The 25,742-nt window shown below is 69.1% G+C and carries 20 protein-coding genes; 13 read left to right on the forward strand and 7 right to left on the reverse strand.

Annotated features, from left to right (window positions below):
- Positions 1 to 263 precede the first annotated feature (263 nt).
- From ftsZ to ACWFRJ_RS24675, 6 genes are all read left to right on the forward strand, one after another.
- Positions 264 to 1,484, forward strand: a complete 1,221-nt coding sequence (gene ftsZ, locus ACWFRJ_RS24650; RefSeq protein WP_453534805.1) for a cell division protein FtsZ — start codon at positions 264 to 266, stop codon at positions 1,482 to 1,484.
- Entirely contained in the window at positions 1,481 to 2,212 is a 732-nt protein-coding gene (gene pgeF, locus ACWFRJ_RS24655; protein ID WP_453534808.1) for a peptidoglycan editing factor PgeF, read from the forward strand. Before ftsZ ends, pgeF begins: the two co-directional genes overlap by 4 nt.
- A gap of 6 nt (positions 2,213 to 2,218) precedes the next feature.
- Complete coding sequence (locus ACWFRJ_RS24660; protein WP_453534811.1) at positions 2,219 to 2,938, forward strand: YggS family pyridoxal phosphate-dependent enzyme; 720 nt, start codon at positions 2,219 to 2,221, stop codon at positions 2,936 to 2,938.
- 124 nt (positions 2,939 to 3,062) lie between these two features.
- Complete coding sequence (locus tag ACWFRJ_RS24665) at positions 3,063 to 3,707, forward strand: cell division protein SepF (protein ID WP_453534814.1); 645 nt, start codon at positions 3,063 to 3,065, stop codon at positions 3,705 to 3,707.
- Positions 3,708 to 3,778: 71 nt separating this feature from the next.
- Entirely contained in the window at positions 3,779 to 4,063 is a 285-nt protein-coding gene (locus ACWFRJ_RS24670; RefSeq protein ID WP_383280007.1) for a YggT family protein, read from the forward strand.
- 46 nt (positions 4,064 to 4,109) lie between these two features.
- A complete protein-coding gene (locus ACWFRJ_RS24675; protein ID WP_453534817.1) occupies positions 4,110 to 5,240 on the forward strand; it encodes a DivIVA domain-containing protein in 1,131 nt (376 codons plus the stop codon).
- A 162-nt stretch (positions 5,241 to 5,402) separates the two neighbouring features.
- On the opposite strand, the gene ileS is transcribed toward ACWFRJ_RS24675, so the two are convergent.
- Entirely contained in the window at positions 5,403 to 8,543 is a 3,141-nt protein-coding gene (gene ileS, locus ACWFRJ_RS24680; protein ID WP_453535705.1) for an isoleucine--tRNA ligase, read from the reverse strand.
- A gap of 641 nt (positions 8,544 to 9,184) precedes the next feature.
- On the opposite strand from ileS, the gene ACWFRJ_RS24685 reads away from it, so the two are divergent.
- The 5 genes from ACWFRJ_RS24685 (at position 9,185) to ACWFRJ_RS24705 (ending at position 13,956) form a co-directional block, all read left to right on the forward strand.
- On the forward strand, positions 9,185 to 10,018 hold the full coding sequence (locus ACWFRJ_RS24685) for a TraR/DksA family transcriptional regulator (protein ID WP_453534820.1): 834 nt from the start codon (positions 9,185 to 9,187) through the stop codon (positions 10,016 to 10,018).
- 79 nt (positions 10,019 to 10,097) lie between these two features.
- The gene (lspA, locus tag ACWFRJ_RS24690; protein WP_453534823.1) at positions 10,098 to 10,721 is read left to right on the forward strand and encodes a signal peptidase II; all 624 of its coding nucleotides are present in this window, start codon (positions 10,098 to 10,100) and stop codon (positions 10,719 to 10,721) included.
- A 92-nt stretch (positions 10,722 to 10,813) separates the two neighbouring features.
- On the forward strand, positions 10,814 to 11,755 hold the full coding sequence (locus tag ACWFRJ_RS24695; RefSeq protein WP_453534826.1) for an RluA family pseudouridine synthase: 942 nt from the start codon (positions 10,814 to 10,816) through the stop codon (positions 11,753 to 11,755).
- Positions 11,752 to 12,222 carry a GNAT family N-acetyltransferase gene (locus ACWFRJ_RS24700; protein WP_453534829.1) on the forward strand — a complete coding sequence of 157 codons (471 nt, stop codon included), beginning with the start codon at positions 11,752 to 11,754 and terminating at the stop codon, positions 12,220 to 12,222. The genes ACWFRJ_RS24695 and ACWFRJ_RS24700 overlap by 4 nt, the downstream gene beginning before the upstream one ends.
- A 144-nt stretch (positions 12,223 to 12,366) precedes the next feature.
- On the forward strand, positions 12,367 to 13,956 hold the full coding sequence (locus ACWFRJ_RS24705; RefSeq protein ID WP_453534832.1) for a Na+/H+ antiporter: 1,590 nt from the start codon (positions 12,367 to 12,369) through the stop codon (positions 13,954 to 13,956).
- A 27-nt stretch (positions 13,957 to 13,983) separates the two neighbouring features.
- On the opposite strand, the gene ACWFRJ_RS24710 is transcribed toward ACWFRJ_RS24705, so the two are convergent.
- Positions 13,984 to 15,075 (reverse strand): mechanosensitive ion channel family protein, encoded by a 1,092-nt coding sequence (locus ACWFRJ_RS24710; protein WP_453534835.1) that lies wholly within the window; start codon positions 15,073 to 15,075, stop codon positions 13,984 to 13,986.
- A 30-nt stretch (positions 15,076 to 15,105) separates the two neighbouring features.
- Here ACWFRJ_RS24710 and ACWFRJ_RS24715 point away from each other — a divergent pair, with 30 nt between their 5' ends.
- Positions 15,106 to 15,675: a dienelactone hydrolase family protein gene (locus ACWFRJ_RS24715; RefSeq protein WP_453534838.1), complete on the forward strand. Its 570-nt coding sequence runs from the start codon at positions 15,106 to 15,108 to the stop codon at positions 15,673 to 15,675.
- Between the two features lie 16 nt (positions 15,676 to 15,691).
- On the opposite strand, the gene ACWFRJ_RS24720 is transcribed toward ACWFRJ_RS24715, so the two are convergent.
- The 5 genes from ACWFRJ_RS24720 to ACWFRJ_RS24740 form a co-directional block, all read right to left on the reverse strand.
- Positions 15,692 to 17,173 carry a serine/threonine-protein kinase gene (locus ACWFRJ_RS24720; RefSeq protein ID WP_453534841.1) on the reverse strand — a complete coding sequence of 494 codons (1,482 nt, stop codon included), beginning with the start codon at positions 17,171 to 17,173 and terminating at the stop codon, positions 15,692 to 15,694.
- Positions 17,174 to 17,213: 40 nt separating this feature from the next.
- Positions 17,214 to 18,908 (reverse strand): alkaline phosphatase D family protein, encoded by a 1,695-nt coding sequence (locus ACWFRJ_RS24725; protein ID WP_453534844.1) that lies wholly within the window; start codon positions 18,906 to 18,908, stop codon positions 17,214 to 17,216.
- 81 nt (positions 18,909 to 18,989) lie between these two features.
- On the reverse strand, positions 18,990 to 19,808 hold the full coding sequence (locus tag ACWFRJ_RS24730; protein WP_453534847.1) for a thioredoxin domain-containing protein: 819 nt from the start codon (positions 19,806 to 19,808) through the stop codon (positions 18,990 to 18,992).
- A 44-nt stretch (positions 19,809 to 19,852) separates the two neighbouring features.
- On the reverse strand, positions 19,853 to 20,536 hold the full coding sequence (locus ACWFRJ_RS24735) for a hypothetical protein (protein ID WP_453534850.1): 684 nt from the start codon (positions 20,534 to 20,536) through the stop codon (positions 19,853 to 19,855).
- A gap of 57 nt (positions 20,537 to 20,593) precedes the next feature.
- Positions 20,594 to 21,934, reverse strand: a complete 1,341-nt coding sequence (locus tag ACWFRJ_RS24740) for a DUF2252 domain-containing protein (RefSeq protein ID WP_453534853.1) — start codon at positions 21,932 to 21,934, stop codon at positions 20,594 to 20,596.
- Between the two features lie 201 nt (positions 21,935 to 22,135).
- Between ACWFRJ_RS24740 and dnaE the strand changes: the two genes are divergently transcribed.
- Positions 22,136 to 25,675: a DNA polymerase III subunit alpha gene (gene dnaE, locus ACWFRJ_RS24745; protein ID WP_453534856.1), complete on the forward strand. Its 3,540-nt coding sequence runs from the start codon at positions 22,136 to 22,138 to the stop codon at positions 25,673 to 25,675.
- Positions 25,676 to 25,742 lie beyond the last annotated feature (67 nt).

The following is a 25,742-nucleotide window of genomic DNA, read 5'->3' on the forward strand; positions in this document are numbered from 1 at the left end:
CAGGCCAGCACCCTGGTTCGGCGGCGCTACGGCTGATCACATAGGGTGAAAAGAAAAACGGGAGGTTCGGCGTGTTCGTTGAACGTGCGCCACTTGTCGACTTAGTGTCCTGTTCGGAAGAGTCCAAGGAACAGACACACTGGTAACCCTAAACTTCAGCGTTAGGGTTCGGGTCGGCGTTCGGACCGTCCCATTCGGCATCAGTCGTCGCGGCGCTTGACCGCGAGGCGGCGACACGTAACTCGAGGCGAGAGGCCTTCGACGTGGCAGCACCGCAGAACTACCTCGCAGTCATCAAAGTCATCGGTGTCGGCGGCGGTGGTGTCAATGCCATCAACCGGATGATCGAGGTCGGTCTCAAGGGCGTCGAGTTCATCGCCATCAACACCGACGCGCAAGCCCTGTTGATGAGCGACGCCGACGTCAAGCTCGACGTCGGCCGTGAACTCACCCGTGGCCTCGGCGCCGGCGCCAACCCGGCAGTCGGCCGCAAGGCGGCAGAAGACCACCGCGAGGAGATCGAGGAGGTCCTCAAGGGGGCCGACATGGTCTTCGTCACCGCCGGCGAAGGCGGTGGCACCGGCACGGGCGGCGCACCTGTCGTCGCCAACATCGCTCGCTCACTCGGCGCCCTGACCATCGGCGTCGTCACCCGGCCGTTCACCTTCGAGGGCCGTCGTCGCGCCAACCAGGCCGAGGACGGGATCGCGGAGCTGCGCGAAGAGGTCGACACCCTCATCGTCATCCCCAACGACCGGCTCCTGTCCATCTCGGACCGGCAGGTCAGCGTTCTGGACGCCTTCAAGTCGGCGGACCAGGTCCTGCTCTCCGGTGTCCAGGGCATCACCGACCTCATCACGACCCCGGGTCTGATCAACCTCGACTTCGCCGACGTGAAGTCGGTCATGTCCGAGGCCGGTTCGGCCCTCATGGGCATCGGTTCGGCGCGCGGCGACGACCGCGCGGTGGCCGCCGCCGAGATGGCGATCTCCTCGCCCCTGCTCGAGGCGTCCATCGACGGAGCGCGGGGAGTCCTGCTCTCCATCTCCGGCGGCTCCGACCTCGGCCTCTTCGAGATCAACGAAGCGGCCCAACTGGTCAGCGAGGCGGCCCATCCCGAGGCCAACATCATCTTCGGCGCCGTCATCGACGACGCCCTGGGCGACGAGGTACGGGTCACCGTCATCGCGGCGGGCTTCGACGGCGGACAGCCGCCGTCCAAGCGCGACACCGTCCTGAGCGCGTCGTCGGGCAAGCAGCGTGACGAGCAGCCGGCGGCCCCGAGCCGTCCTGCCGAGTCCCGTTCGCCGTACGGCGGTCTGGGCAGCGTCACGTCGCACGACGAGCCGTCGACCCCGGAGCCCATCGAGGTCTCCCCGGTCAACGAAACCCCGTCGGCGCCCGTGGCCCCGCAGGTTCCGCCGGCCCGTCCCTACCAGGACAGCACGGCCGAAGAGCTGGACGTGCCGGACTTCCTGAAGTGATAAACCGGCACAGCACGGAGAGCGGCGCGCACTTCGCCTTCACCGACAGGTGGGGCGGGGTGAGCGCCGTTCCGTACGAAGAGCTCAATCTCGGCGGTGCGGTCGGCGACGACCCCCAGGCCGTACGGAAGAACCGTGCGCTTGCCGCCGAGTCCCTCGGCATCGACCCGGCGCGGGTCGTCTGGATGAACCAGGTCCACGGCCCCGACGTCGTCGTGGTCGACGGACCCTGGGGCTCCGACGCCGAGATCCCGGCGGTCGACGCCGTGGTGACCGCCCGCAGGGGCCTGGCCCTCGCGGTCCTCACCGCGGACTGCACGCCCGTCCTGCTCGCCGACCCGGTCGCCAAGGTCGCGGCTGCGGCTCACGCGGGGCGGCCCGGGATGGTGGCGGGGGTCGTTCCCGCCGCCGTCGAGGCGATGGTGAAGCTGGGCGCGGACCCGGCCCGCATCATCGCCCGCACCGGACCCGCCGTCTGCGGCCGCTGCTACGAAGTACCCGAGGCGATGCGCGCCGAGGTGGCGGCGATCGAGCCCGCGGCGTACGCCGAGACGAGCTGGGGTACTCCGGCGGTCGACGTGACCGCGGGGGTGCACGCCCAGCTGGAGCGGCTCGGGGCGCACGACCGGGAGCAGTCGCCGGTGTGCACCCTGGAATCCGGTGACCACTTCTCGTACCGCCGCGACCGGACCACCGGTCGGCTCGCGGGCTATGTCTGGCTGGACTGATAGGGCATGACGGACCGTAAGTCTCAACTCGCCGCAAATCTGGCGGAGGTCGAAGAGCGCATCGCGGCCGCGTGTGCGGCGGCCGGGCGCAAGCGGGAAGAGGTGACCTTGATCGTGGTCACCAAGACCTATCCCGCGAGCGATGTGCGGATTCTCTCGGAACTCGGTGTGCGCCATGTCGCCGAGAACCGCGACCAGGACGCGGCCCCCAAGGCCGCCGACTGCTCCGGCCTTCCCCTTGCCTGGCACTTTGTCGGTCAATTGCAGACCAACAAGGTCCGTTCTGTGATCAGTTATGCCGATGTGGTCCAGTCCGTGGACCGTCCCAAGCTCGTCACGGCCCTGTCGGCGGGCGCCGTGCGCGCGGAGCGGGAGCTCGGCTGTCTGATCCAGGTCGCCCTCGACGCCGAGGAGAACGGGCGGGGTGAGCGCGGGGGTGTGGGACCCGGCGGAATCGAAGAGCTCGCCGCACTCGTGGCGGAGGCTCCGGGGCTGCGGCTCGACGGTCTGATGACCGTGGCGCCGCTCACCGGTCCGTACGCGGGGCGGCAACAGGCGGCGTTCGAGCGGCTGATGGAATTCTCAACCCTCATGCGCGCGGCTCATCCGGCTGCGAACATGGTATCGGCAGGGATGAGTGCGGACCTCGAACAGGCCGTGGCGGCCGGGGCGACACATGTGCGCGTCGGTACGGCGGTACTCGGAGTCCGACCCGGGCTCGGGTAACGTCGCCAAGAAGTCGGACCACAGCAGAAAATATGGTCATTCTCGCTGTTGGGCGGGGAGGCCTCGTGGATCGCGGGCAGTTGGTGACGACAGCCGATCCACCACAGAGCGGAGGACTCAGAGCATGGCCGGCGCGATGCGCAAGATGGCGGTCTACCTCGGCCTCGTGGAGGACGACGGGTACGACGGTCCGGGGTTCGACCCCGATGACGAGTTCGAACCCGAGCCGGAGCCCGAGCGGGACCGCCGGCGGCATGAGCCGCCTCACCAGTCACATCAATCCCGTCAGGCGCACGCGTCTGAAAGGGACGAATCGGTACGAGTGGTGCAGCCCCCCGCACAGCGTGAGCCCGTCGCCCATTCCGCTTCGCTAGGCGCGGAATCCGGACGTCCGGCGCGAATCGCCCCCGTGGCATCCATCACACCTGAACGCCAGAGCCTGGAGAAGAACTCACCGGTGATCATGCCCAAGGTCGTGTCCGAGCGGGAGCCCTACCGCATCACCACGCTGCACCCGCGGACCTACAACGAGGCCCGTACCATCGGGGAACACTTCCGTGAGGGCACTCCGGTGATCATGAATCTGACCGAGATGGATGACACGGATGCGAAGCGACTTGTCGACTTTGCCGCCGGTCTCGTCTTCGGCCTCCATGGCAGCATTGAGCGAGTGACGCAGAAGGTGTTCCTGTTGTCGCCTGCTAACGTCGATGTAACGGCGGAGGACAAGGCTCGCATCGCAGAGGGCGGGTTCTTCAACCAGAGCTGAGACGTAAGTGACGCAGTAACGCAGAACCGGCAAACGCAGCACGAGCAACATGGGGAGAGGGAACCGCCAACATGGGCGTGGTCTTGCAGGTGCTTTACATCGCGCTGATGTGCTTCCTCATCGTGCTGATCTTCCGGTTGGTCATGGACTACGTCTTCCAGTTCGCCCGCTCATGGCAACCCGGCAAGCCGATGGTGGTCGTTCTGGAGGCCACCTACACTGTCACTGATCCACCGCTCAAGCTTCTGCGGCGGTTCATCCCGCCGCTGCGTCTCGGGGGCGTGGCACTCGACCTGTCCTTCTTCGTATTGATGATCATCGTCTACATCCTGATCATGGTTGTGAGCGGCGTGTGAACGATACGGTCTTGCCGAATGCCGACGACTACGTTGAGGTGAAGAGATGCCGTTGACCCCCGAGGATGTGCGGAACAAGCAGTTCACGACCGTCCGCCTCCGAGAAGGCTATGACGAGGACGAGGTCGATGCCTTCCTCGATGAGGTCGAAGCCGAACTGACTCGCTTGCTCCGCGAGAACGAGGATTTGCGCGCCAAATTGGCCGCTGCCACCCGCGCCGCTGCGCAGAACCAGCAGCAGGGCGGCATGCGCAAGCCTCCAGAACCCCAGGACCAACGCGGTCCAGGGGCCCCCGTGCCCGCCGCAATATCGGGCCCGCAGCCGGTGCCGCCGCAGCAGCAGCACCCGCAGCAGCATCCGCAGCACCAGCAGATGGGCGGTCCGCCGCAGCTGCCCGGTGGCGCGCCGCAGCTGCCCGCAGGGCCCAGTGGGCACAACCCGCAGCAGGGTGGTCCGCAGGGTCCGGGCCCGATGGGTCAGGGCGGTCCGATGGGCCAGGGTGGTCCGATGGGCGGCCCCATGGGTGGTCCCATGGGCGGCCACGGTCCGCAGATGCCCCAGCCCGGTCAGGGCCCCGGCGGCGACAGCGCCGCGCGCGTGCTCTCCCTTGCTCAGCAGACCGCCGACCAGGCGATCGCGGAGGCCCGTTCCGAGGCCAACAAGATCGTCGGCGAGGCGCGTTCGCGTGCAGAGGGCCTCGAGCGCGACGCCCGTGCCAAGGCCGACGCCCTGGAGCGGGACGCGCAGGAGAAGCACCGCGTAGCGATGGGCTCCCTGGAGTCCGCTCGCGCCACGCTCGAGCGCAAGGTCGAGGACCTGCGCGGCTTCGAGCGCGAGTACCGCACGCGTCTGAAGTCCTACCTGGAGTCGCAGCTCCGTCAGCTGGAGACCCAGGCCGACGACTCGCTGGCTCCTCCGCGGACCCCGGCGGCCGCATCCCTTCCGCCGTCCCCGGCGCCTTCCATGGCACCGGCCGGCGCGGGCGCCCCTTCGTACGGCGGCCAGCAGTCGATGGGCGGCAACCAGCCCACCGCGGGACCGTCCTACGGCGGCCAGCAGCAGATGTCCCCGGCGATGACCCAGCCGATGGCGCCGGTGCGGCCGCAGGCCCCGCAGCCCATGCAGCAGGCTCCGTCGCCGATGCGTGGCTTCCTCATCGACGAGGACGACAACTGACGGCCGTTTCCACGCCTTAGGCGTCGGCAGCGTTCAGGGCGGGGCCCCCAGATCTTCTGGGGGCCCCGCCCTTTTGTATGGGCGGGGTGAGTACACAACGCGGAAGGCCCGGACTCGCCAGGTTCTCTGGTGGGTCCGGGCCTTCGCGGCTTCCTGCTGTGGCTACGCCTTGCGGAGGCGGAACGTCAGGGACAGCGACTCGTCCGTGAACGTCTCGCCGTACGCGTCGTCGGCCTCGCCCTGTCCGAAGTCCGTGGCGAGCACCTCGTCCGCGATCAGCTCGGCGTGGTCGGACAGGGCCGTGATCACGGCCGGGTCCGTGGAGGTCCAGCGCAGGGCGATCCGGTCCGCGACGTCCAGGCCGCTGTTCTTGCGGGCCTCCTGGATCAGGCGGATCGCGTCACGGGCCAGACCGGCCCGGCGCAGCTCCTCCGTGATCTCCAGGTCGAGGGCGACCGTGGCGCCGGAGTCGGACGCCACCGACCAGCCCTCGCGCGGGGTCTCCGTGATGATGACCTCATCCGGGGCCAGCGTGATCTTCTCCCCGTCGACCTCGACCGACGCCGTTCCCTCGCGCAGGGCCAGGGAGAGCGCGGCGGCGTCGGTGTCGGCGACGGCCTTGGCGACCGCCTGGACGCCCTTGCCGAACCGCTTGCCCAGGGCGCGGAAGTTGGCCTTGGCGGTGGTGTCGACCAGTGAGCCGCCGACCTCGGAGAGCGATGCGAGCGAGGAGACGTTGAGCTCCTCGGTGATCTGGGCGTGCAGCTCCGGGTTGAGCGACTCGAAGCCGGTGGCCGCGATCATGGCGCGGGACAGCGGCTGGCGGGTCTTGACGCCGGACTCGGCGCGCGTGGCACGGCCCAGCTCCACCAGACGACGTACGAGGACCATCTGCCGCGACAGGTCAGGGTCGATCGCCGACAGGTCGGCCTCGGGCCAGGACGTCAGGTGGACCGACTCCGGGGCGTCCGGGGTGACCGGCACCACCAGGTCCTGCCAGACGCGCTCCGCGATGAACGGCGTCAGCGGGGCCATGAGGCGGGTGACCGTCTCCAGGACCTCGTGCAGGGTGCGAAGCGCTGCCTTGTCGCCCTGCCAGAAGCGGCGTCGTGAGCGGCGTACGTACCAGTTGGAGAGGTTGTCGACGAACGTGGACAGGAGCTTGCCCGCGCGCTGGGTGTCGTAGCCCTCAAGGGCCTGCGTGACCTGGTCGGTCAGCGCGTGCAGCTCGCTGAGCAGCCAGCGGTCCAGGAGCGGGCGCTCCGAGGGTGCCGGGTCGGCGTCGCTGGGTGCCCACTTCGACGTACGGGCGTACAGGGCCTGGAAGGCGACCGTGTTCCAGTACGTCAGGAGCGTCTTGCGGACGACTTCCTGGATGGTGCCGTGGCCCACACGGCGTGCCGCCCACGGGGAGCCGCCGGCCGCCATGAACCAGCGCACCGCGTCGGCGCCGTGCTGGTCCATCAGCGGGATCGGATCCAGGGTGTTGCCCAGGTGCTTGGACATCTTGCGGCCGTCCTCGGCGAGGATGTGGCCGAGGCACACGACGTTCTCGTACGACGACTTGTCGAAGACCAGGGTGCCGACGGCCATCAGCGTGTAGAACCAGCCGCGCGTCTGGTCGATGGCCTCCGAGATGAACTGCGCCGGGTACCGGCTCTCGAAGAGCTCCTTGTTCTTGTACGGGTACCCCCACTGCGCGAACGGCATCGAACCGGAGTCGTACCAGGCGTCGATGACCTCGGGGACGCGCGTCGCGGTCTCCTGGCAGGTCGGGCAGGGGAAGGTGACCGCGTCGATGTACGGGCGGTGCGGGTCGAGCTCCGACTGGTCGGTGCCCGTCAGGTCGGAGAGCTCGGCGCGCGATCCCACGCACGTCAAGTGGCCTTCCTCGCAGCGCCAGATGGGCAGCGGGGTGCCCCAGTAGCGGTTGCGGGAGAGCGCCCAGTCGACGTTGTTCTGCAGCCAGTCGCCGAAGCGGCCGTTCTTGACCGAGTCAGGGAACCAGTTGGTCTTCTCGTTCTCCTCGAGGAGACGGTCCTTGATGGCCGTGGTGCGGATGTACCAGGACGGCTGCGCGTAGTAGAGGAGCGCCGTGTGGCAGCGCCAGCAGTGCGGATAGCTGTGCTCGTACGGGATGTGACGGAAGAGCAGACCGCGTTCCTGGAGGTCCTCGGTCAGCTTTTCGTCGGCCTTCTTAAAGAAGACACCGCCCACGAGGGGGACGTCCTCCTCGAAGGTGCCGTCGGGGCGCACCGGGTTCACGATCGGGAGGCCGTACGAACGGCAGACCTTGAGGTCGTCCTCACCGAAGGCGGGGGACTGGTGGACCAGACCGGTGCCGTCCTCGGTGGTCACGTAGTCGGCGTTGACCACGTAGTGCGCGGGGGCCGGGAACTCCACCAGGTCGAAGGGCCGCTGGTAGTTCCAGCGCTCCATCTCGGCGCCGGTGAAGGACTGCCCCGTGGTCTCCCAGCCCTCGCCGAGAGCCTTCTCGACGAGCGGCTCGGCCACGACGAGCTTCTCCTCGCCGTTCGTCGCGACGACGTACGTGACGTCGGGGTGCGCGGCGACGGCGGTGTTGGAGACGAGGGTCCACGGAGTGGTCGTCCACACCAGGAGGGCCGCCTCGCCCGCGAGGGGGCCGCCGGTGAGCGGGAAGCGGACGAAGACGGACGGGTCGACGACCGTCTCGTAGCCCTGAGCCAGCTCGTGGTCCGAGAGGCCGGTGCCGCAGCGCGGGCACCAGGGGGCGACGCGGTGGTCCTGGACGAGGAGGTCCTTGTTGAAGATCTCCTTCAGGGACCACCAGACCGAGTCGACGTACTCCGGGTTCATGGTGCGGTACGCGTCGTCGAGGTCGACCCAGTAGCCCATGCGGTTCGTGAGGTCGGTGAAGGCGTCGGTGTGCCGGGTCACGGACTCGCGGCACTTGGCGTTGAACTCGGCGATGCCGTACGCCTCGATGTCCTTCTTGCCGCTGAACCCGAGTTCCTTCTCGACCGCGAGCTCGACCGGGAGGCCGTGGCAGTCCCAGCCGGCCTTGCGGGCGACGTGGTAGCCCCGCATGGTGCGGAAGCGCGGGAAGACGTCCTTGAAGACGCGGGCCTCGATGTGGTGGGCGCCCGGCATGCCGTTGGCGGTGGGCGGGCCCTCGTAGAAGACCCACTCCGGGCGGCCCTCGGACTGCTCCAGGCTCTTGGCGAAGATCTTCTGCTCGCGCCAGAAGTCGAGCACGGCGTGCTCGAGGGCGGGCAGGTCGACCTGGGCGGGCACCTGGCGGTACTGCGGCTGCGTATTCAACGGCTGCGTGTTCAACGCGCTTCCTCCGGCGGACGATTCCGTTCCGTCGGAGGGACGAGAGGCGCTTGGCGCGCTCCCGCGGTACCACCCTCCTTGGCCTTCCTGACGCGTGTGGCGCTCGGAAAGCCCCCTCATTGGGGTCGCGATACCGGGTCTACTGGCCTGCGGCGGGCCTGAGGGCCCACTGCCGGTGGTTCTTCCGGCGGCTCCGGGGTGATCTTCGCGTCGCGCCAGCCCCCGGGCTCACACCGTCCCCGGGTCGCTCATGGCCGCGTACGCCGCTACTCGTCCCCATCCACGCTTCTCGCTGCGCCCAGTGTACGGGGCCGGGGCGGACGAGGCCGACTGCTTATCCGGGCGGGGCGGAGGGGGCCGATTCCGCCCCGGAACGAGCTTGTGCCCCGTGGTGCCGGGACGGCCGGGACTGACCCGAATGGCGACACACGAGGTGACCGGATCCTGAGCCGTCGTACCGGGCGGATTACCGCGCTGGGAGCTGGGCACAACGCATGCATGCTTTTCGCGCGCACCCGTGGGGCGGGCGGATCGGGCGGCGTGCCCCGTTGCCGCGGGCTCTGAGTCGATTTATCGTCCCAGCACGATTCGCGTGCAAGATCACAAAATGTGAAGGGGCCGCGGCCATGGTGGCGAAGAAGACCGCCGTACAGGATTCGGCGTCGGGCAGATCCACGGGCGCGGCCACGAAAAAGACCGCCGCCAAGAAGGCGGTGGCGAAGAAGGCGGCCGCCAAGAAAGCCGTCGCGAAGAAGGCGGTCGTGATGGTCGCCGACGCCGGCAAGAAGACAGCAGCCGAGGAGGGCGCTACCAAGGAGCCCGCCACGGCAAAGAAGGCCTCCGCGGCGAAGAAGGCTCCCGCGGCGAAGAAGGCAGCCGCCAAGAAGAGCACGGCCAAGAAGAGCACAGCCAAGAAGACGGCTGCGACAGCGGCCGAGGGTGCGGCTCAGGCCGCGGAGACGACGGGAGCCACGACAGTGGTTACGAAGAAGACTCCGGGCACGGCGACGGCAGCGAAGAAGCCGACGGCGGTGCCCAAGGCGCGTATCGCCGCCGCAGACCCCGGTGAGCTGGCCGTAAGGCCCGGCGAGGACCCCTGGACCCCGGACGAGGTCGCGGAGGCCCGTGCGGAGCTCCAGAGCGAGGCGCTGCGGCTCGGAGCCGAGATCTCCACCTCCGAGGACGCCCTGGCGGGCCTGATGCGTGACTCCGGGGACGGCGCGGGCGACGACGACGCGGACACCGGCACGAAGAACATCACGCGGGAGCACGAGATGTCGCTGGCCGCCAACGCGCGCGAGATGCTCGAGCAGACCGAGCGCGCCCTGGAGCGTCTCGACGCGGGAACGTACGGCATCTGCGAGAACTGCGGTAATCCCATCGGCAAGGCGCGGATGCAGGCGTTCCCGCGCGCGACCCTGTGCATGGACTGCAAGCAGAAGGAGGAGCGCCGCTACTGAAGGCGGGCCTGACCGCCTGCCGCCGTACGTGTGTGCCGTACTCTCGTCCCCAGTCAGGTACCTAGGTTGAGGGACTCACGTGGCAGAGGCGGAGCGCATCATCGGTACGCCGGACATCCCTGAGGCGGCTGGGCAGGACGAGGCAGGCGAGCAGGCATCGTCCGGCGAGCAGTCCTCGCCGGACGAGCAGTCCGCGCCGGACGAGCAGCGGCCCAAGGGCAAGCGCAAGATCCTCGTCCTGTTCGCGGTCGCCGTGCTTGCGTACGCCCTGGACCTCGTCAGCAAGATGATCGTCGTCGCGAAGCTCGAGCACCACGCGCCGATCGAGATCATCGGCGACTGGCTCCAGTTCAACGCCATCCGGAACGCGGGCGCCGCCTTCGGGATCGGCGAGGCCTTCACCGTGATCTTCACCTGCATCGCTGCGGCCGTGATCGTGGTGATCGCCCGCCTGGCCCGCAAGCTCTACAGCATGCCGTGGGCGATCGCCCTCGGCATGCTGCTCGGCGGCGCCCTGGGGAACCTCACCGACCGGATCTTCCGCGCCCCCGGAGTGTTCGAGGGAGCGGTGGTCGACTTCATCGCGCCGAAGGGCTTCGCGGTGTTCAACCTCGCGGACTCGGCGATCGTGTGCGGCGGCTTCCTGATCGTGATCCTCTCGTTCCGCGGTCTGGACCCGGACGGCACCGTCCACAAGGACTGACCAGGGGCTGAGCAGGGCCTGAGCAGCGGCGGGGCCTCCTGTGGGGGCTCTCGTGGTGTGGGAGTGTCGGTGGCCTCCTGCATACTCAATGGGTGAGCACGATTCCCGAGATCCGTACCCTGCCCGTGCCGGACGGCCTGGAGGGCGAGCGCGTCGACGCCGCCATCTCTCGCATGTTCGGTTTTTCCCGCACGAAGGCCGCCGAGCTTGCGGCGGCAGGCAAGGTGATGGTCGACGGCAGCGTGGTCGGCAAGTCCGAGCGCGTGCACGGCGGCGCCTGGCTGGAGGTGGAGATGCCGCAGGCGCCCGCTCCGGTGCAGATCGTCGCCGAGCCCGTCGAGGGCATGGAGATCATCCATGACGACGACGACATCCTCGTGATCGTCAAGCCGGTGGGCGTGGCCGCGCACCCGAGCCCCGGCTGGACGGGCACCACGGTGATCGGCGGCCTCGCAGCCGCCGGGTATCGCATCTCGACCTCCGGAGCCGCCGAGCGCCAGGGCATCGTGCACCGCCTCGACGTGGGCACGTCCGGTCTCATGACCGTCGCCAAGTCGGAGCGCGCGTACACCTCCCTGAAGCGGCAGTTCAAGGAACGCACGGTCGACAAGCGCTACAACGCGCTTGTGCAGGGCCACCCCGACCCGATGAGCGGCACGATCGACGCCCCCATCGGACGCCACCCGCAGCACGACTACAAGTGGGCGGTCACGGCCGAGGGCAAGCCCTCCGTCACGCACTACGACCTCATCGAGGCGTTCCGCGCCGCCTCCCTGCTCGACATCAAGCTGGAGACGGGGCGCACCCACCAGATCCGCGTGCACATGGCGGCCCACCGCCACCCGTGCGTGGGCGACCTGACGTACGGCGCCGACCCGACGTTCGCCAAGCGGCTCGGTCTCACGCGCCAGTGGCTGCACGCGGTGCGGCTCGGCTTCGAGCACCCCGGCGACGGGCAGTGGGTGGAGTTCGAGAGCACCTATCCGGACGACCTCCAGCAGGCTCTCGACCGGGTGCGGGCAGAGAGCGAATGAGCGTCGGGGTCAGCTGCCGGATCGCGGTCGAGGCCGACGACCTGGAGGCCTGCTTCAGGGTCCGCAAGGAAGTCTTCGTCGTCGAGCAGCAGGTCCCCGAGGACCTGGAGTACGACGCGTACGACGCCGACGCGGTGCACGTCCTCGCGGTCCGCGACGACGGCCTTCCGCTGGGCACGGGCCGTCTGCTCACCGGCGCGGCGGCCGCGGCCAAGAACGGCGGGGACAGCGAGGTGGGCGCCCTCGGCCGCCTCGCGGTGACCCGCGACGCGCGCGGACTCGGTGTCGGCGCGGCCCTGGTGCGGACGATCGAGGACGCGGCACGCGCGCGTGGCCTCACCGCCGTCGACCTGCACGCACAGACCCACGCCCTGGGGTTCTACGAACGCCTTGGTTACGTGGTCTACGGCCCCGAGTTCCCGGACGCGGGCATCCCCCACCGGGCGATGCGCAAGCCACTGGGCTGAGCGCCGGACAGCGGCAGCGGTACCGGAGGGGCATCGGCCCGGTTCGTGCGGACCCGTGGCAGGGTTGAGGTCTTGATCGTCTGAGTCCCGGACTTTTGAGTCCCGGACCTTCTCGAACTGACCGACACCGCCGGAGGCCGCACCGTGGATCAACTGGCGCTGCTGCTCATTCTGCTGCTCGGCGCCGTGGTGACGGTGCCGCTCGGCGAGCGGCTCGGGCTGCCCGCGCCCGTCCTGATGACGCTGGCCGGGATCGTCCTCGCCTTCGCCCCCTGGGTCCCGAACGTCGAGATTCCGCCCGACTACATCCTTCCGCTGGTCCTTCCGCCCCTCCTTTACGCGGCCGTCCAGCGCACCTCGTGGCGGCAGTTCGCCGCCAACAGACGCCCCATCTTCCTGCTCGCCGTGGCCCTCGTCTTCGTGACGACCGCGGCGGTCGCCGCGATCGCGAACTCGGTCGTCCCCGGCCTTCCGATCGCTGCCGCCGTGGCGCTCGGCGCGCTCGTGGCGCCGCCCGACCCGGTCGCCGCGACCGCCGTCGCAGGGTCGCTCGGGCTGCCGCGGCGGCTCGTGTCGATCCTGGAGGGGGAGGGGCTCTTCAACGACGTCACGGCGATCGTGCTCTACCACGTGGCGATCGCGGCGGCGGTCAGCGGGACGTTCTCCTGGCCGTCGGCGGTGGGGCAGCTTGCGCTCTCCGCGGTGGTCGCCGTCGCCATAGGGATCGCGCTGGGCTGGATCACCAACAAGCTCATGGGGATCCTCGGCGAGGCCACCCTGCAGACCGGCCTGACGCTGCTCGTCCCCTTCGTGAGCTACGTCATCGCCGAGGAGCTGATGGGCTCCGGCGTGCTCGCCGTACTGACCACCGCGCTCTACCTCGCCGAGCACGGCGCCGACGCCGACGACGTCCTCGGACGGATCACCGGGCAGACGTTCTGGAGCATCGTCGACACACTGGTCACCGGCGTCGCCTTCGGGCTCATCGGGCTCGAACTGCACAACGTCTTCGGCACGGCGAGCGGCCGTGAGTGGCAGATGATCGGCTGGGGAGCGGCGGTCGTCGCGGTCGTCGTCGGCGTACGACTGCTGTGGCTGCTGCCCGCGACCTACCTCGCCAAGCGGCTGCACAAGCTGCGGGACATCGACGAGGAGATCCCGACGACCTGGCGCGAGACCGTGGTCATGTGGTGGTCCGGGATGCGCGGCGTGGCGTCGGTCGCCCTCGCCCTCGCCATTCCGCTGAAGACGGACAGCGGCGATCCCTTCCCGGCCCGGGACGAGATCATCTTCATCGCCTTCTGCGTCATCATGGCGACCCTCGTCGTCCAGGGGCTCACCCTGCCCTGGCTGGTGAAGAAGCTCGGGGTGCGTGCGGACACCGACGTCGAGCGGGCCATCGAGCGGGACCTTGCCATCCGGGCAGCCAAGGCGGCCAAGCGCCGCCTCAAGGAGATCGAAGAGGTCGAGGAGCTGCCCGAGGACCTCTCGGAGCGGCTGCTGCGCGGGGCCTTCGACATCGGCGCCAGGATCAGCCCCGACATCGTCGACGACGAACGGCGCGAGCGGTACTCCAAGCGCGCCGTCCGTCTCAAGGCGGTCCAGCGCATCCAGCGCGACATGATGTCGGCCGCCCGCCACGAGATCCTCGCCGCGCGCAGCGAACCCGGCGCCGACCCCGAGATCGTCGACCGGGTCCTGCACCATCTCGACGTACGCAGCCTGCGGTCCTGACGGCCGGCGGCCGGCGGAGGGGGCGGCTCAGCCCCGGCCGGTGCGCGGCACGGCCGACCGGGGCGGATGCGGCTGCTCGTCCTCCGGCGGCAGTTCCGCCCAGGCCGTGTTGACCCGCGGCAGGGCGTAGGCGTGGCGCTCGGTCAGCCAGCGGATCAAGTGCTCGCGCACCGTGACCCGCACCGTCCAGATGTCGTCCGCGTCCTTGGCGGTGACCAGGGCGCGCACCTGGATCGTGTTCGGCGTCGTGTCCGTGACCGCGAGTCCCCAGTCCCTGCCGTCCCAGGCGGCGCACTCGCGCAGGATGTCCTGGAGCTTCTCGCGCATCTCGGCGACGGGCGCCGTGTGGTCCAGCTGGAAGAAGACCGTGCCGGTCATCTGGGAGCCGCCGCGCGACCAGTTCTCGAAGGGCTTCGACACGAAGTACGACACCGGCATCGTGATCCGGCGCTCGTCCCAGGTGCGTACGGCGAGGAAGGTCAGTGTGATCTCGTCCACGGTGCCCCACTCGCCGTCCACGACGACCGTGTCGCCGATCCGCACCATGTCGCCGAAGGCGATCTGCAGCCCCGCGAAGAGATTGGCGAGCGTGGACTGGGCGGCGACGCCCGCGACGATGCCCAGAAGCCCCGCCGACGCGAGCAGTGATGTTCCGGCGGCCTGCATGGCGGGGAAGGTGAGCAGCATCGCCCCGACGGCCACGACGCCGACGATCGCGGTGACCACCCGCTGGATGAGCGTGACCTGTGTGCGCACCCGGCGGACCCGGGCCGGATCGCGGTGGGCATTGGCATAGCGCGCGTACGTGGACTCGACGATGGCCGTCGCGATACGGACGAGGAGCCAGGCCACGGACCCGATGAGCACCAGGGTCAGCGTCTGCCCGATGCCCGGCGAATGGTCCTTGGCGATCTTCGCCTGTTCGAAGGAGCCGCGCAGCAGGGCGGCACAGAGGACAAGTTGGAAAGGGAGTCGGCAGCGGCGCAGCAGACCCCACAGGGGGTTGTCGGGGTGGCGGTCGTCGGCCCGGCGCAGCAGCACATCGGCCAGCCACACCACGGCCAGCGTGATCACGACCGAGCCGCCGACCACGATCAACGGACGCAGTACGTTCTCCATGCCCCCGAGGGTAAGTGGCACGATGGCCTCATGAACATCATGCTTTTCCACTCGACGTACGGGCTCGTGCCCGCGGTGCACGCGGCGGCCGACCGGCTGCGCGCCGAGGGGCACGAGGTGTGGACGCCCGATCTGTTCGAGGGGCGCACTTTCGGCACCGTCGAGGAAGGCATGGCCTTCAAGGACGAGCTCGGCAAGGAAGAGCTCCTCAAGCGGGCGATTCTGGCCTCCGCGCCCTACTCCGAGCGGGGTCTGGTCTACGCGGGCTTCTCGTTCGGCGCCGCCACCGCCCAGACCCTCGCCCTCGGCGACGACAAGGCGCGCGGCCTGCTGCTCCTGCACGGCACGTCCGACATCGCGGAGAGCGCGACGGCGGACGAGCTGCCGGTGCAGCTGCACGTCGCCGAGCCGGACCCGTTCGAGACGGACGACTGGCTGAGCGCGTGGTACCTGCAGATGGGACGGACCGGCGCCGACGTCGAGGTCTACCGCTACGCGGGAGCGGGCCACATCTACACAGACCCCGACCTGGACGACTACGACGCCGAGGCGGCGGAAGCGACGTGGCGGACGGCCATCGGCTTCCTGGAGACGCTGTAGCGGCGAGTGCCGCCGTTCACGCGCGCGTGCAGCGTCCCACCGGGGCGCTCACGGGCGGCTTGCACTGCAGGCCGTAGTCGCCGCCGCTTGAGCTGAGGTAGCGCCCGGCGCATTCGTTGCCGCTGGTCCTGCCGCGCTCGGCGCAGAACCGCAGAGCGGCCCGGCCGTCCGCGAAGGGCCCGGGAGCGTAGATCACCCAGAAGCCCGGCCGCAGCGACGCGTAGTCGTCGCTGCGCAGGTACTCCGCCTCCGGCACGTCCTTGCGCACGGCCGCGAGCCTGCGGTCGCGAGTGGCCGAGCCGGAGCCGACGGGCTCTGAGAAGAGCTGGGCGACCCAGCTGCCCGATGCGGGCGGGGCGCCGGGCGATGACGCGGGCGGCGTGGTCGTGCCGTCGGACGGATCGGGTTTCTTGGATGCCTTCGTGGCCGCGGGGGACGCTTCGGGCGAAGCTCCCGCGGAGGTGCTCGCGCCGCCCTTGCCTTCCTCCCTGTCCGTCCCCGGCCCGCCCCGCAGCGCGAGCACCAGTGCGGCTCCGGCGACCGAGGCGAGCACCACGGCGGCCACCGCGGCGATCGCAGGCGTACGTCTTCGGGGCGCGGCGGGCGGCGGCGCCACGCTGACGGACGGCCGCCCCGAAATCTCCGTCGGCTGCCAGGCGATCCCGTTCGCCACCGCGGCGAGCATCGCGTCCAGGCGCTCCGAGTCGGGGCGCCGCGCTGGGTCCCGCACGAGGAGGGCGCTCAGGACCGGGGCGAGCGGCCCGGAGCGCACCGGCGGCGGCACCGGGTCGTCGAGCACGGCGGCGAGCGTGGCAAGCGTCGAGGCGCGGCGCATGGGACTGACGCCCTCCACGGCGACGTACAGGACCAGGCCGAGCGACCAGAGGTCGGCCGCCGTGCCCTCGTCCGCCGTGCCGCGGATGCGCTCGGGCGCGATGTACTCCGGCGAACCGATCAGGTCTCCGGTGGCGGTGAGCTGATCGGAGCCCAGCAGCGAGGCGATGCCGAAGTCGGTCAGGACCACGGAGACGCCCGAGCCGCCGGGGGCCTCGTCCCGCAGCAGGATGTTGGCGGGCTTCACGTCCCGGTGCAGGATGCCCGCCGCGTGGGCGACGCGCAGCGCCGAGAGGAGTTCGCGGCCGATGCGCGCCGCTTCGTGCGGTGCCAACGTGCCCTGTTCCAGGAGGTCCTGGAGCGTGCGCCCCGGCAGCAGCTCCATCACCAGCCAGGGGTGTGGGCCCGTGTCCACGATGTGGTGGATCGTCACCACGTGCGGGTGGTTGAGCCGGGCGAGCGCCCTGGCCTCGCGCAGCACCCGCTCCCGCAGGACGCGCGACTGTTCGTCCGTCAGCTCGTGCCCCGCGGGCCGCACCTCCTTGATGGCCACCTCGCGGTGCAGCACGGTGTCGCGTGCCCGCCACACCGTGCCCATGCCCCCGCTGCCCAGCCGTTCGAGCAGCTCGAAGCGCCCGTCCACCACATCCCCCGTGCCGCTCATGTCGCAAGAGTAGAGGGCGGCACCGACACAGGTGACCCGGTCAGCGCACCGGGGCCGGCGCTCGCTCGACCTTCTGGGTGCCGCTGAGGGTGCGGTACGAACGGGCCCACCTGGACGTCGCCTCGGGGTCCTTGCGGTCGGACAGGACGTAGTAGTCCATCTGCGAGCGCTCGGCGGTGACATCGAGGACGCCGTAGCCGTGCGAGTCCATGTCCAGCCACTTCACATGGCGGTTGGCAGCCTTCACCGCGCCCACCGCGACCAGCGAGAGGGTGTGCGGGGCGACGTGCAGCATGTCGTCCACGTTGTCCGAGGTCACGGACGTGACGACGAACTCCGTGGCCGCGGAGGGCGATCCGGGGTACGTGGCGGCCCTGACCGGTACGTCGTTCGCCCAGGCCATGTGGATGTCGCCGGTGAGGAAGACCGTGTTCCGGACGGCCTTGTCGACCAGGTGCGAGATGAGCTCCTTGCGGTCGTCGGTGTAGCCGTCCCACTGGTCGCCGTTGACGGCGAGGCCCTCCTTGGGCAGGCCGAGCAACTCCGCGATGGGCTGCAGCAGATGGGCCGGTACGGAGCCGAAGGCGACCGGAGAGATCATCACCGAGGTGCCGACCAGCTTCCAGGAGGCGTCGGACGAGGCGAGGCCCGCCTTCAGCCAGTCGAGCTGGGCGCGGCCCGTGATCGTACGGCCTGGGTCGTCCACGTCACCGCTGCCGAAGCCCGCCTGCTCGGAGCGGAAGGAGCGCAGGTCGAGCAGGTGCAGATCGGCCAGCTTGCCGAAGCGCAGGCGGCGGTAGACGGTCCCTTCAGTAGAAGGGCGTACGGGCATCCACTCGAAGTACGCCTGCTTGGCGGCCGCCATGCGCTGCGCCCAGCCCCCCTCGGTCTCCGGGGAGTGGTTCACCGCCCCGCCCGACCAGGCGTTGTCGGCGAACTCGTGGTCGTCCCAGATCGCGATCAGCGGGTGCGTGGCGTGCATCGCCAGCGCGTCCGGGTCGGTCTTGTGGACGCCGTGCCGGGTGCGGTAGTCGGCGAGGCTGACGATCTCGTGCCGCGGCTCGTGCTGCCGCACTCCGTACTCGGCGGCCGGGTACTCGCCGCTCTCGTACTCGTAGATGTAGTCGCCGATGTGCAGCACCGCGTCGAGTTCGGTGCGGGCCGCGAGATGGCGGTAGGCGGAGAAGTAGCCGGCCTCCCAGTTGGCACAGGACACCACACCGAACCGGACACCGGGCGATGCCGCCTCGTGGGCGGGAGTGGTGCGGGTGCGTCCCACGGGGGAGTGCACCGGGGTGCCGCCGTTACTGTCGCTGTCACCGTTGCCGTCGTCCACGGAGAAGCGGAAGTAATAGGTGGTGGCTGGGCTCAAGCCCCTTACATCGGCCTTGACCGTGTGGTCGGCCGCGGCCCGTGCGGTCGTGCTGCCGCGGCCGACGACCCGGGTGAAACCCTTGTCCTCGGCCATCTCCCACCGCACCTCGGTGTCCGGCCCCTTGCCGGAGCCCGGCGAGGCCTCCGGTGTCGGCGTCACGCGGGTCCACAGGAGGACTCCGTCGGGCAGCGGGTCACCCGAGGCGACTCCGTGACGGAAGGCGGGCCCGTCGGCTGCGTGCGCGAGGGGAGCGGCGGCGAGCGGCGCGAGTGCCGCGGTGGCGGCAGCGGCCTTGACGACCGTACGGCGGCTCGGGGCCGGGGAGCTGAGCGGTCTGTGTGTGCTGATTCGACTGGTCACGGGCGATTACCCTACTGATCGGTAATCGCCAAGAGCGGGCGAACGGTGAAACGTTCGCCCGCTCTTCTCCGGTTGGGTGCTTCAGCCCTTCAGCGCCGCGTCGATGGCCTTCTTGTAGTCCTCGACCGTCGAAGGAGCGTTCTTCTTGTCGGGGCCGGTCACCTTCTTGCCGTCCATGACGAAGGAGGGCGTGCCCTCGACGCCGTCCTTGTTGTCGTCGAACATCTTCGACATCTCAAGGGCCCAGCGGTCGTACGTGCCGTCCTTGACGTCCTTCGCGAAGGTCTTGCTCTTCTTGAGCTCGGGGACCTCGTTCGCGATCTTGGTCAGGAGCGCGTCGTCCTTGAACTTGTCCTCCGTCTCGGAGGGGTGGTTCTCCTTGGAGAACAGGGCCTTCTTGTAGTCCAGGAAGGCCTGGTCGCTCACGTTCAGGGCGGCACCGAGCGCGCTGAGCGCGTTCTTGGAACCCTCACCGGTGAGGTTGCGGTCCAGGAACGTGGCGCCGACGAACTGGATCTTGTACTTGCCGTCCTTCAGGTCCTTCTCGACCGTCGGGCCCACCGTCTGCTCGAAGCTGGCGCAGACGGGGCAGCGCGCGTCCTCGTAGACCTTGAGGGTCTTCTTGGCGCTGTCCTTGCCGATGACGACGGTCGTGCCGTCCTTGCCCGAGGTGTTCGCGGGCTTGACCAGCTTCTCGTCGGCGGCGGCTTCCCAGTGGCCGGGCTTGTTGGACTGCATGACGGCGTAGCCGATGCCGCCCGCGATCGCCAGGACCGCGACGACGGAGACGCCGACGAGCAGCGACCGCTTCCGCTTCTGCCGCTTGCGCTCGGCTTCCTGCTGGGCGCGGATCCGCTCGCGGGCCGCCGACTTGGCCGCCTGGCTGTTGCGCTTGCTCATGATGATGTTCTCCGTAGGGGTGACATACGTGGGGACGGTGGTGCTCAGGCGAAGACGGCCGAGCAGGGCGGTCCACGCCGTCCCACGAAATGCACGAGAAGCCGCGAACGCGCGGTCCGCACCCGGCGCGCGGGGCGCGGGGCACGGCGCACGGGCCGCACGCGGATGCTCACCGCGGCGACCGCGATAAGCAGCGGCCGGAAGGTGCACGCGGCCATCGCGCGCAGGACCTGGGCCAGGGCGCGCTCGCCGCGCCGCAGCCAGGCCGCCGCGAGCAGACCGACCCCGATGTGCGCGCCGAGCAGCAGCCAGGCGGCGCTCGGCTCGGCGTCGGCGAGCAGCACGGCGGCACGGTGACCGTCGCCGGTCATCCGGGCCAGCGGTGTGCCGACGCTGCCGCCGCCGCACAGCACGTCGAAGCCGACGGAGCGCAGGGGACCCGCGACGGGTCCGCCCGCCTGGCCGTAACAGACGTGCTGCCCCGCGGTGAACACCGTGTCGGCGGCCAGTTCCAGGGGGATGAGCAGGGCGGCGATGCGGCCGTAGCCGCGCTCGCGCCCCGCCAGGGCGTACGCGATGACGAAGACCGCGCCCGCGATGACGGCGACGGTGGTCAGCGGCAGCGGGGCGCGGGACAGCAGGACGTGCGACGCGGCGGAGAGCGTCACGACGAGCGTCGTGAAGAGCGCCGCGCGCACGGCTCTGAGCTGGGTTCCGGATATGTCCATCGCGCAGCCGAGTCTGTCACGTGCTCCCGTAAGGCATCCCTAAAGGGTGCCTATGAGTTACACGATGGCCTGCAGACCCGGAATCCGACCGTTACGGAACAGGTCGACGAAGATCTGGTGGTCCTTGCGGGCGCGCGCCCCGTAATCATGGGCGAAGTCCACGAGCAGGTCCCCGAAGCCCTCCTCGTCCGCCGCGATGGCGGCGTCGATCGCGCGCTCCGTGGAGAACGGCACCAGGTCGGAGTGGCCGCTCTCGTCGTCGGCGGCGGAGTGCATCGTGGCGGTGGCGCGGCCCAGGTCGGCGATGACCGCGGCGATCTCGTCCCAGTCGTCGATGTCCGACCAGTCCAGGTCCACGGCGTACGGAGAGACCTCGGCGACCAGCTGTCCGGTGCCGTTCAGCTCGGTCCAGCCGAGCCAGGGGTCGGCGTGCGCCTGGAGCGCGCGCTGCGAGATGACCGTGCGGTGGCCCTCGTGCTGGAAGTAGTCACGGACCGCGCCGTCGGTGATGTGCCGCGAGACGGCCGGGGTCTGGGCCTGCTTGAGGTAGATCACGACGTCGTTCTCCAGGGCGTCGCTGTTGCCCTCGAGCAGGATGTTGTACGAGGGAAGGCCCGCGGAGCCGATGCCGATGCCGCGGCGGCCGACGACGTCCTTCACGCGGTACGAGTCGGGGCGGGTGAGCGAGGACTCGGGGAGCGTCTCCAGATAGCCGTCGAAGGCGGCGAGCACCTTGTAGCGGGTGGCCGCGTCGAGCTCGATCGAGCCGCCGCCCGGGGCGAAGCGGCGCTCGAAGTCGCGGATCTCCGTCATGGACTCCAGGAGCCCGAAGCGGGTCAGCGAGCGCGCGTCGCGCAGCGCGTCCAGAAGCGGGCCCTGGGCGGTGTCGAGGGTGAAGGGCGGCACCTCGTCGCTCTTGGCGCCGGTCGACAGGTCGTGGATGCGCTCGCGGTACGCCGCCGCGTAGATCCGCACCAGGTCGGTGATCTGCTCGTCGCTGAGCGCCTTCGTGTACCCGATCAGGGCCACGGAGGCGGCGAAGCGCTTCAGGTCCCAGGTGAAGGGGCCGACGTACGCCTCGTCGAAGTCGTTCACGTTGAAGATCAGACGGCCCTGGGCGTCCATGTACGTGCCGAAGTTCTCCGCGTGCAGGTCGCCGTGGATCCACACCCGTCCCGTGCGCTCGTCCAGGTACGGACCGCCGTGCTGCTCGCGCTCCAGGTCCCCGTAGAAGAGGCAGGCCGTGCCGCGGTAGAACGCGAAGGCGGAGGCGGCCATTTTCCGGAACTTCACCTTGAAGGCGGCGGGGTCCGCGGCGAGCAGCTCGCCGAACGCGGTGTCGAAGACGGAGAGGATCTGCTCGCCGCGCTGATCAGCGGTGGGCTGCGGTTCCGACATCGCGGGGTGCCTCCTGGTACAGGTCGTGCATGACATGTGGGACGGGTGTTCAGAACATTTGGGACAGGCGTTCCGACCTGTCCAACGCACGACGGTACCCCCGAGTGCCCGTCGCTTGTCAGTGCTCCGGATTAGACTTCCACGCTGTCCCCCCAGACTGCCCGCAGTCCGTTGCCCGATGTTCTCCGGAGGCCTTCCACCGTGACCAAGCCGCCCTTTACGCACCTCCACGTCCACACCCAGTACTCGCTGCTGGACGGTGCCGCGCGGCTGAAGGACATGTTCAACGCCTGCAATGAGATGGGCATGACGCACATCGCCATGTCCGACCACGGCAACCTCCATGGGGCGTACGACTTCTTCCACTCCGCGCAGAAGGCGGGCGTCACGCCGATCATCGGCATCGAGGCGTACGTGGCGCCGGAGTCCCGCCGCAACAAGCGGAAGGTGAAGTGGGGCCAGCCGCACCAGAAGCGCGACGACGTGTCCGGTTCGGGTGGTTACACGCACAAGACGATCTGGGCGTCGAACAGCACCGGCCTGCACAACCTCTTCAAGCTCTCCTCGGACGCGTACGCCGAGGGCTGGCTCCAGAAGTGGCCGCGCATGGACAAGGAGACGATCTCCCAGTGGTCGGAGGGGCTCATCGCCTCCACCGGCTGCCCCTCAGGAGAGCTCCAGACCCGACTGCGCCTGGGCCAGTTCGACGAGGCGGTGAAGGCTGCCGCCGAGTACCAGGACATCTTCGGCAAGGACCGCTACTTCCTGGAGCTGATGGACCACGGCATCGACATCGAGCGCCGGGTCCGCGACGACCTCCTCCGGGTCGGCAAGAAGCTCGGCATCCCGCCGCTGGTGACGAACGACTCGCACTACACGTACGCGCACGAGTCCGTCGCGCACGACGCCCTGCTCTGCATCCAGACCGGCAAGAACCTCTCGGACCCGGACCGGTTCCGCTTCGACGGCACCGGCTATTACCTGAAGTCCACGGACGAGATGTACGCCGTGGACGCCTCGGACGCCTGGCAGGAGGGGTGCCGGAACACGCTTCTGGTGGCCGAGCAGATCGACACCACCGGGATGTTCGAGAAGCGCGACCTCATGCCCAAGTTTGAGATCCCGGACGGCTTCACCGAAGTCACCTGGTTCCAGGAGGAGGTCCGGGTCGGCATGGGCCGCCGCTACCCGGGCGGTGTCCCCGACGACCGGCAGAAGCAGGCCGAGTACGAGATGGACATCATCATCCAGATGGGGTTCCCGGGGTACTTCCTCGTGGTCGCCGACTTCATCATGTGGGCCAAGAACAACGGCATCGCGGTGGGCCCGGGACGAGGCTCGGCGGCCGGCTCGATCGTCGCGTACGCCATGGGCATCACCGACCTCGACCCCATCACGCACGGCCTGATCTTCGAGCGGTTCCTCAACCCCGAGCGCGTCTCCATGCCCGATGTCGACATCGACTTCGACGAGCGCAGGCGCGTGGAAGTCATCCGGTACGTGACCGAGAAGTACGGCGCCGACAAGGTCGCCATGATCGGCACGTACGGAAAGATCAAGGCGAAGAACGCCATCAAGGACTCCGCGCGCGTGCTCGGATATCCGTACGCGATGGGCGACCGCCTCACCAAGGCGATGCCCGCAGACGTCCTCGGCAAGGGCATCGACCTCTCCGGCATCACCGACACCAAGCACCCTCGCTACAGCGAGGCGGGCGAGATCCGGGGGATGTACGAGAACGAACCGGACGTGAAGAAGGTCATCGACACCGCCAAGGGCGTCGAGGGCCTGGTCCGGCAGATGGGTGTGCACGCGGCCGGCGTGATCATGTCCAGCGAGCCGATCGTCGACCACGCGCCTCTCTGGACGCGGCACACGGACGGCGTGACCATCACGCAGTGGGACTACCCCCAGTGCGAGTCGCTCGGCCTGCTCAAGATGGACTTCCTGGGCCTGCGAAACCTCACCATCATGGACGACGCCGTCAAGATGGTGCGGGCGGGCAAGGGCATCGACCTGGAGATGCTCTCGCTCCCGCTGGACGACCCGAAGACCTTCGAACTGCTCTGCCGCGGTGACACGCTGGGTGTCTTCCAGTTCGACGGCGGACCGATGCGTTCGCTGCTCCGCCAGATGCAGCCCGACAACTTCGAGGACATTTCCGCCGTCTCGGCCCTGTACCGGCCGGGCCCGATGGGCATGAACTCGCACATCAACTACGCGGAGCGCAAGAACGGCCGCCAGGAGATCACGCCGATCCACCCGGAGCTCGAAGAGCCCCTGAAGGAGACGCTCGGCCTGACCTACGGCCTCATCGTGTACCAGGAGCAGGTGCAGAAGGCCGCGCAGATCATCGCCGGTTACTCCCTGGGCGAAGCCGACATCCTGCGCCGCGTGATGGGCAAGAAGAAGCCCGACGAGCTGGCGAAGAACTTCGTCCTCTTCCAGGAGGGAGCGAAGAAGAACGGCTTCTCGGACGCCGCGATCCAGGCCCTGTGGGACGTCCTGGTCCCCTTCGCCGGATACGCGTTCAACAAGGCGCACTCATCGGCGTACGGCCTCGTCACGTACTGGACCGCCTACCTCAAGGCGAACTACCCCGCCGAGTACATGGCCGCGCTGCTCACTTCGGTGAAGGACGACAAGGACAAGTCGGCCATCTACCTGAACGAGTGCCGGCGCATGGGCATCAAGGTCCTTCCGCCCAACGTGAACGAGTCCGTGCACAACTTCGCCGCCCAGGGCGACGACGTGATCCTCTTCGGACTGGAGGCGGTCCGCAACGTCGGTACGAACGTGGTCGAGTCGATCGTCCGCTCGCGCAAGGCCAAGGGGAAGTTCGCCTCCTTCCCCGACTACCTCGACAAGGTCGAGGCCGCCGCCTGCAACAAGCGGACCACGGAGTCGCTGATCAAGGCGGGCGCCTTCGACACGATGGGGCACACCCGCAAGGGACTCACCGCGCAGTACGAACCCATGATCGACAACGTGGTGCAGGTCAAGCGCAAGGAAGCGGAAGGGCAGTTCGACCTCTTCGGAGGCATGGGCGACGAGGGCGGCGACGAGCCGGGCTTCGGGCTCGACGTGGAGTTCTCCACCGACGAGTGGGAAAAGACGTATCTGCTCGCCCAGGAGCGGGAGATGCTCGGTCTCTACGTCTCCGACCACCCGCTCTTCGGTCTGGAGCACGTCCTCTCCGACAAGGCCGACGCGGGCATCGGACAGCTCACCGGCGGTGACTACTCGGACGGCTCGATCGTCACCATCGGCGGCATCATCTCCGGCCTCCAGCGCAAGATGACCAAGCAGGGCAACGCCTGGGCGATCGCGACCGTCGAGGACCTCGCGGGCTCCATCGAGTGCATGTTCTTCCCGGCGACGTATCAGCTGGTGTCGACGCAACTCGTCGAGGACGCCGTGGTGTTCGTCAAGGGCCGCCTCGACAAGCGCGAGGACGTGCCGCGCCTCGTCGCCATGGAGATGCAGGTCCCCGACCTGTCGAACGCGGGCACCAACGCGCCGGTCCTGATCACCATCCCGACGGTGCGGGTGACCCCGCCGATGGTCAGCCGCCTCGGCGAGATCCTCAGCCACCACCGGGGCAACAGCGAGGTGCGGATCAAGCTCCAGGGCGCGCAGAAGACGACGGTGCTGCGGCTCGACCGCCACCGCGTACAGCCGGATCCCGCCCTTTTCGGAGACCTGAAGGTGCTGCTCGGCGCGTCCTGTCTGGCCGGATAGGTCCAGGACCGACGGCAAGGGGGCGCACCCGGAAGTCCGGGTGCGCCCCTTCACGTATATACGCCTG

Source organism: Streptomyces sp. NPDC055239 (assembly GCF_053606205.1).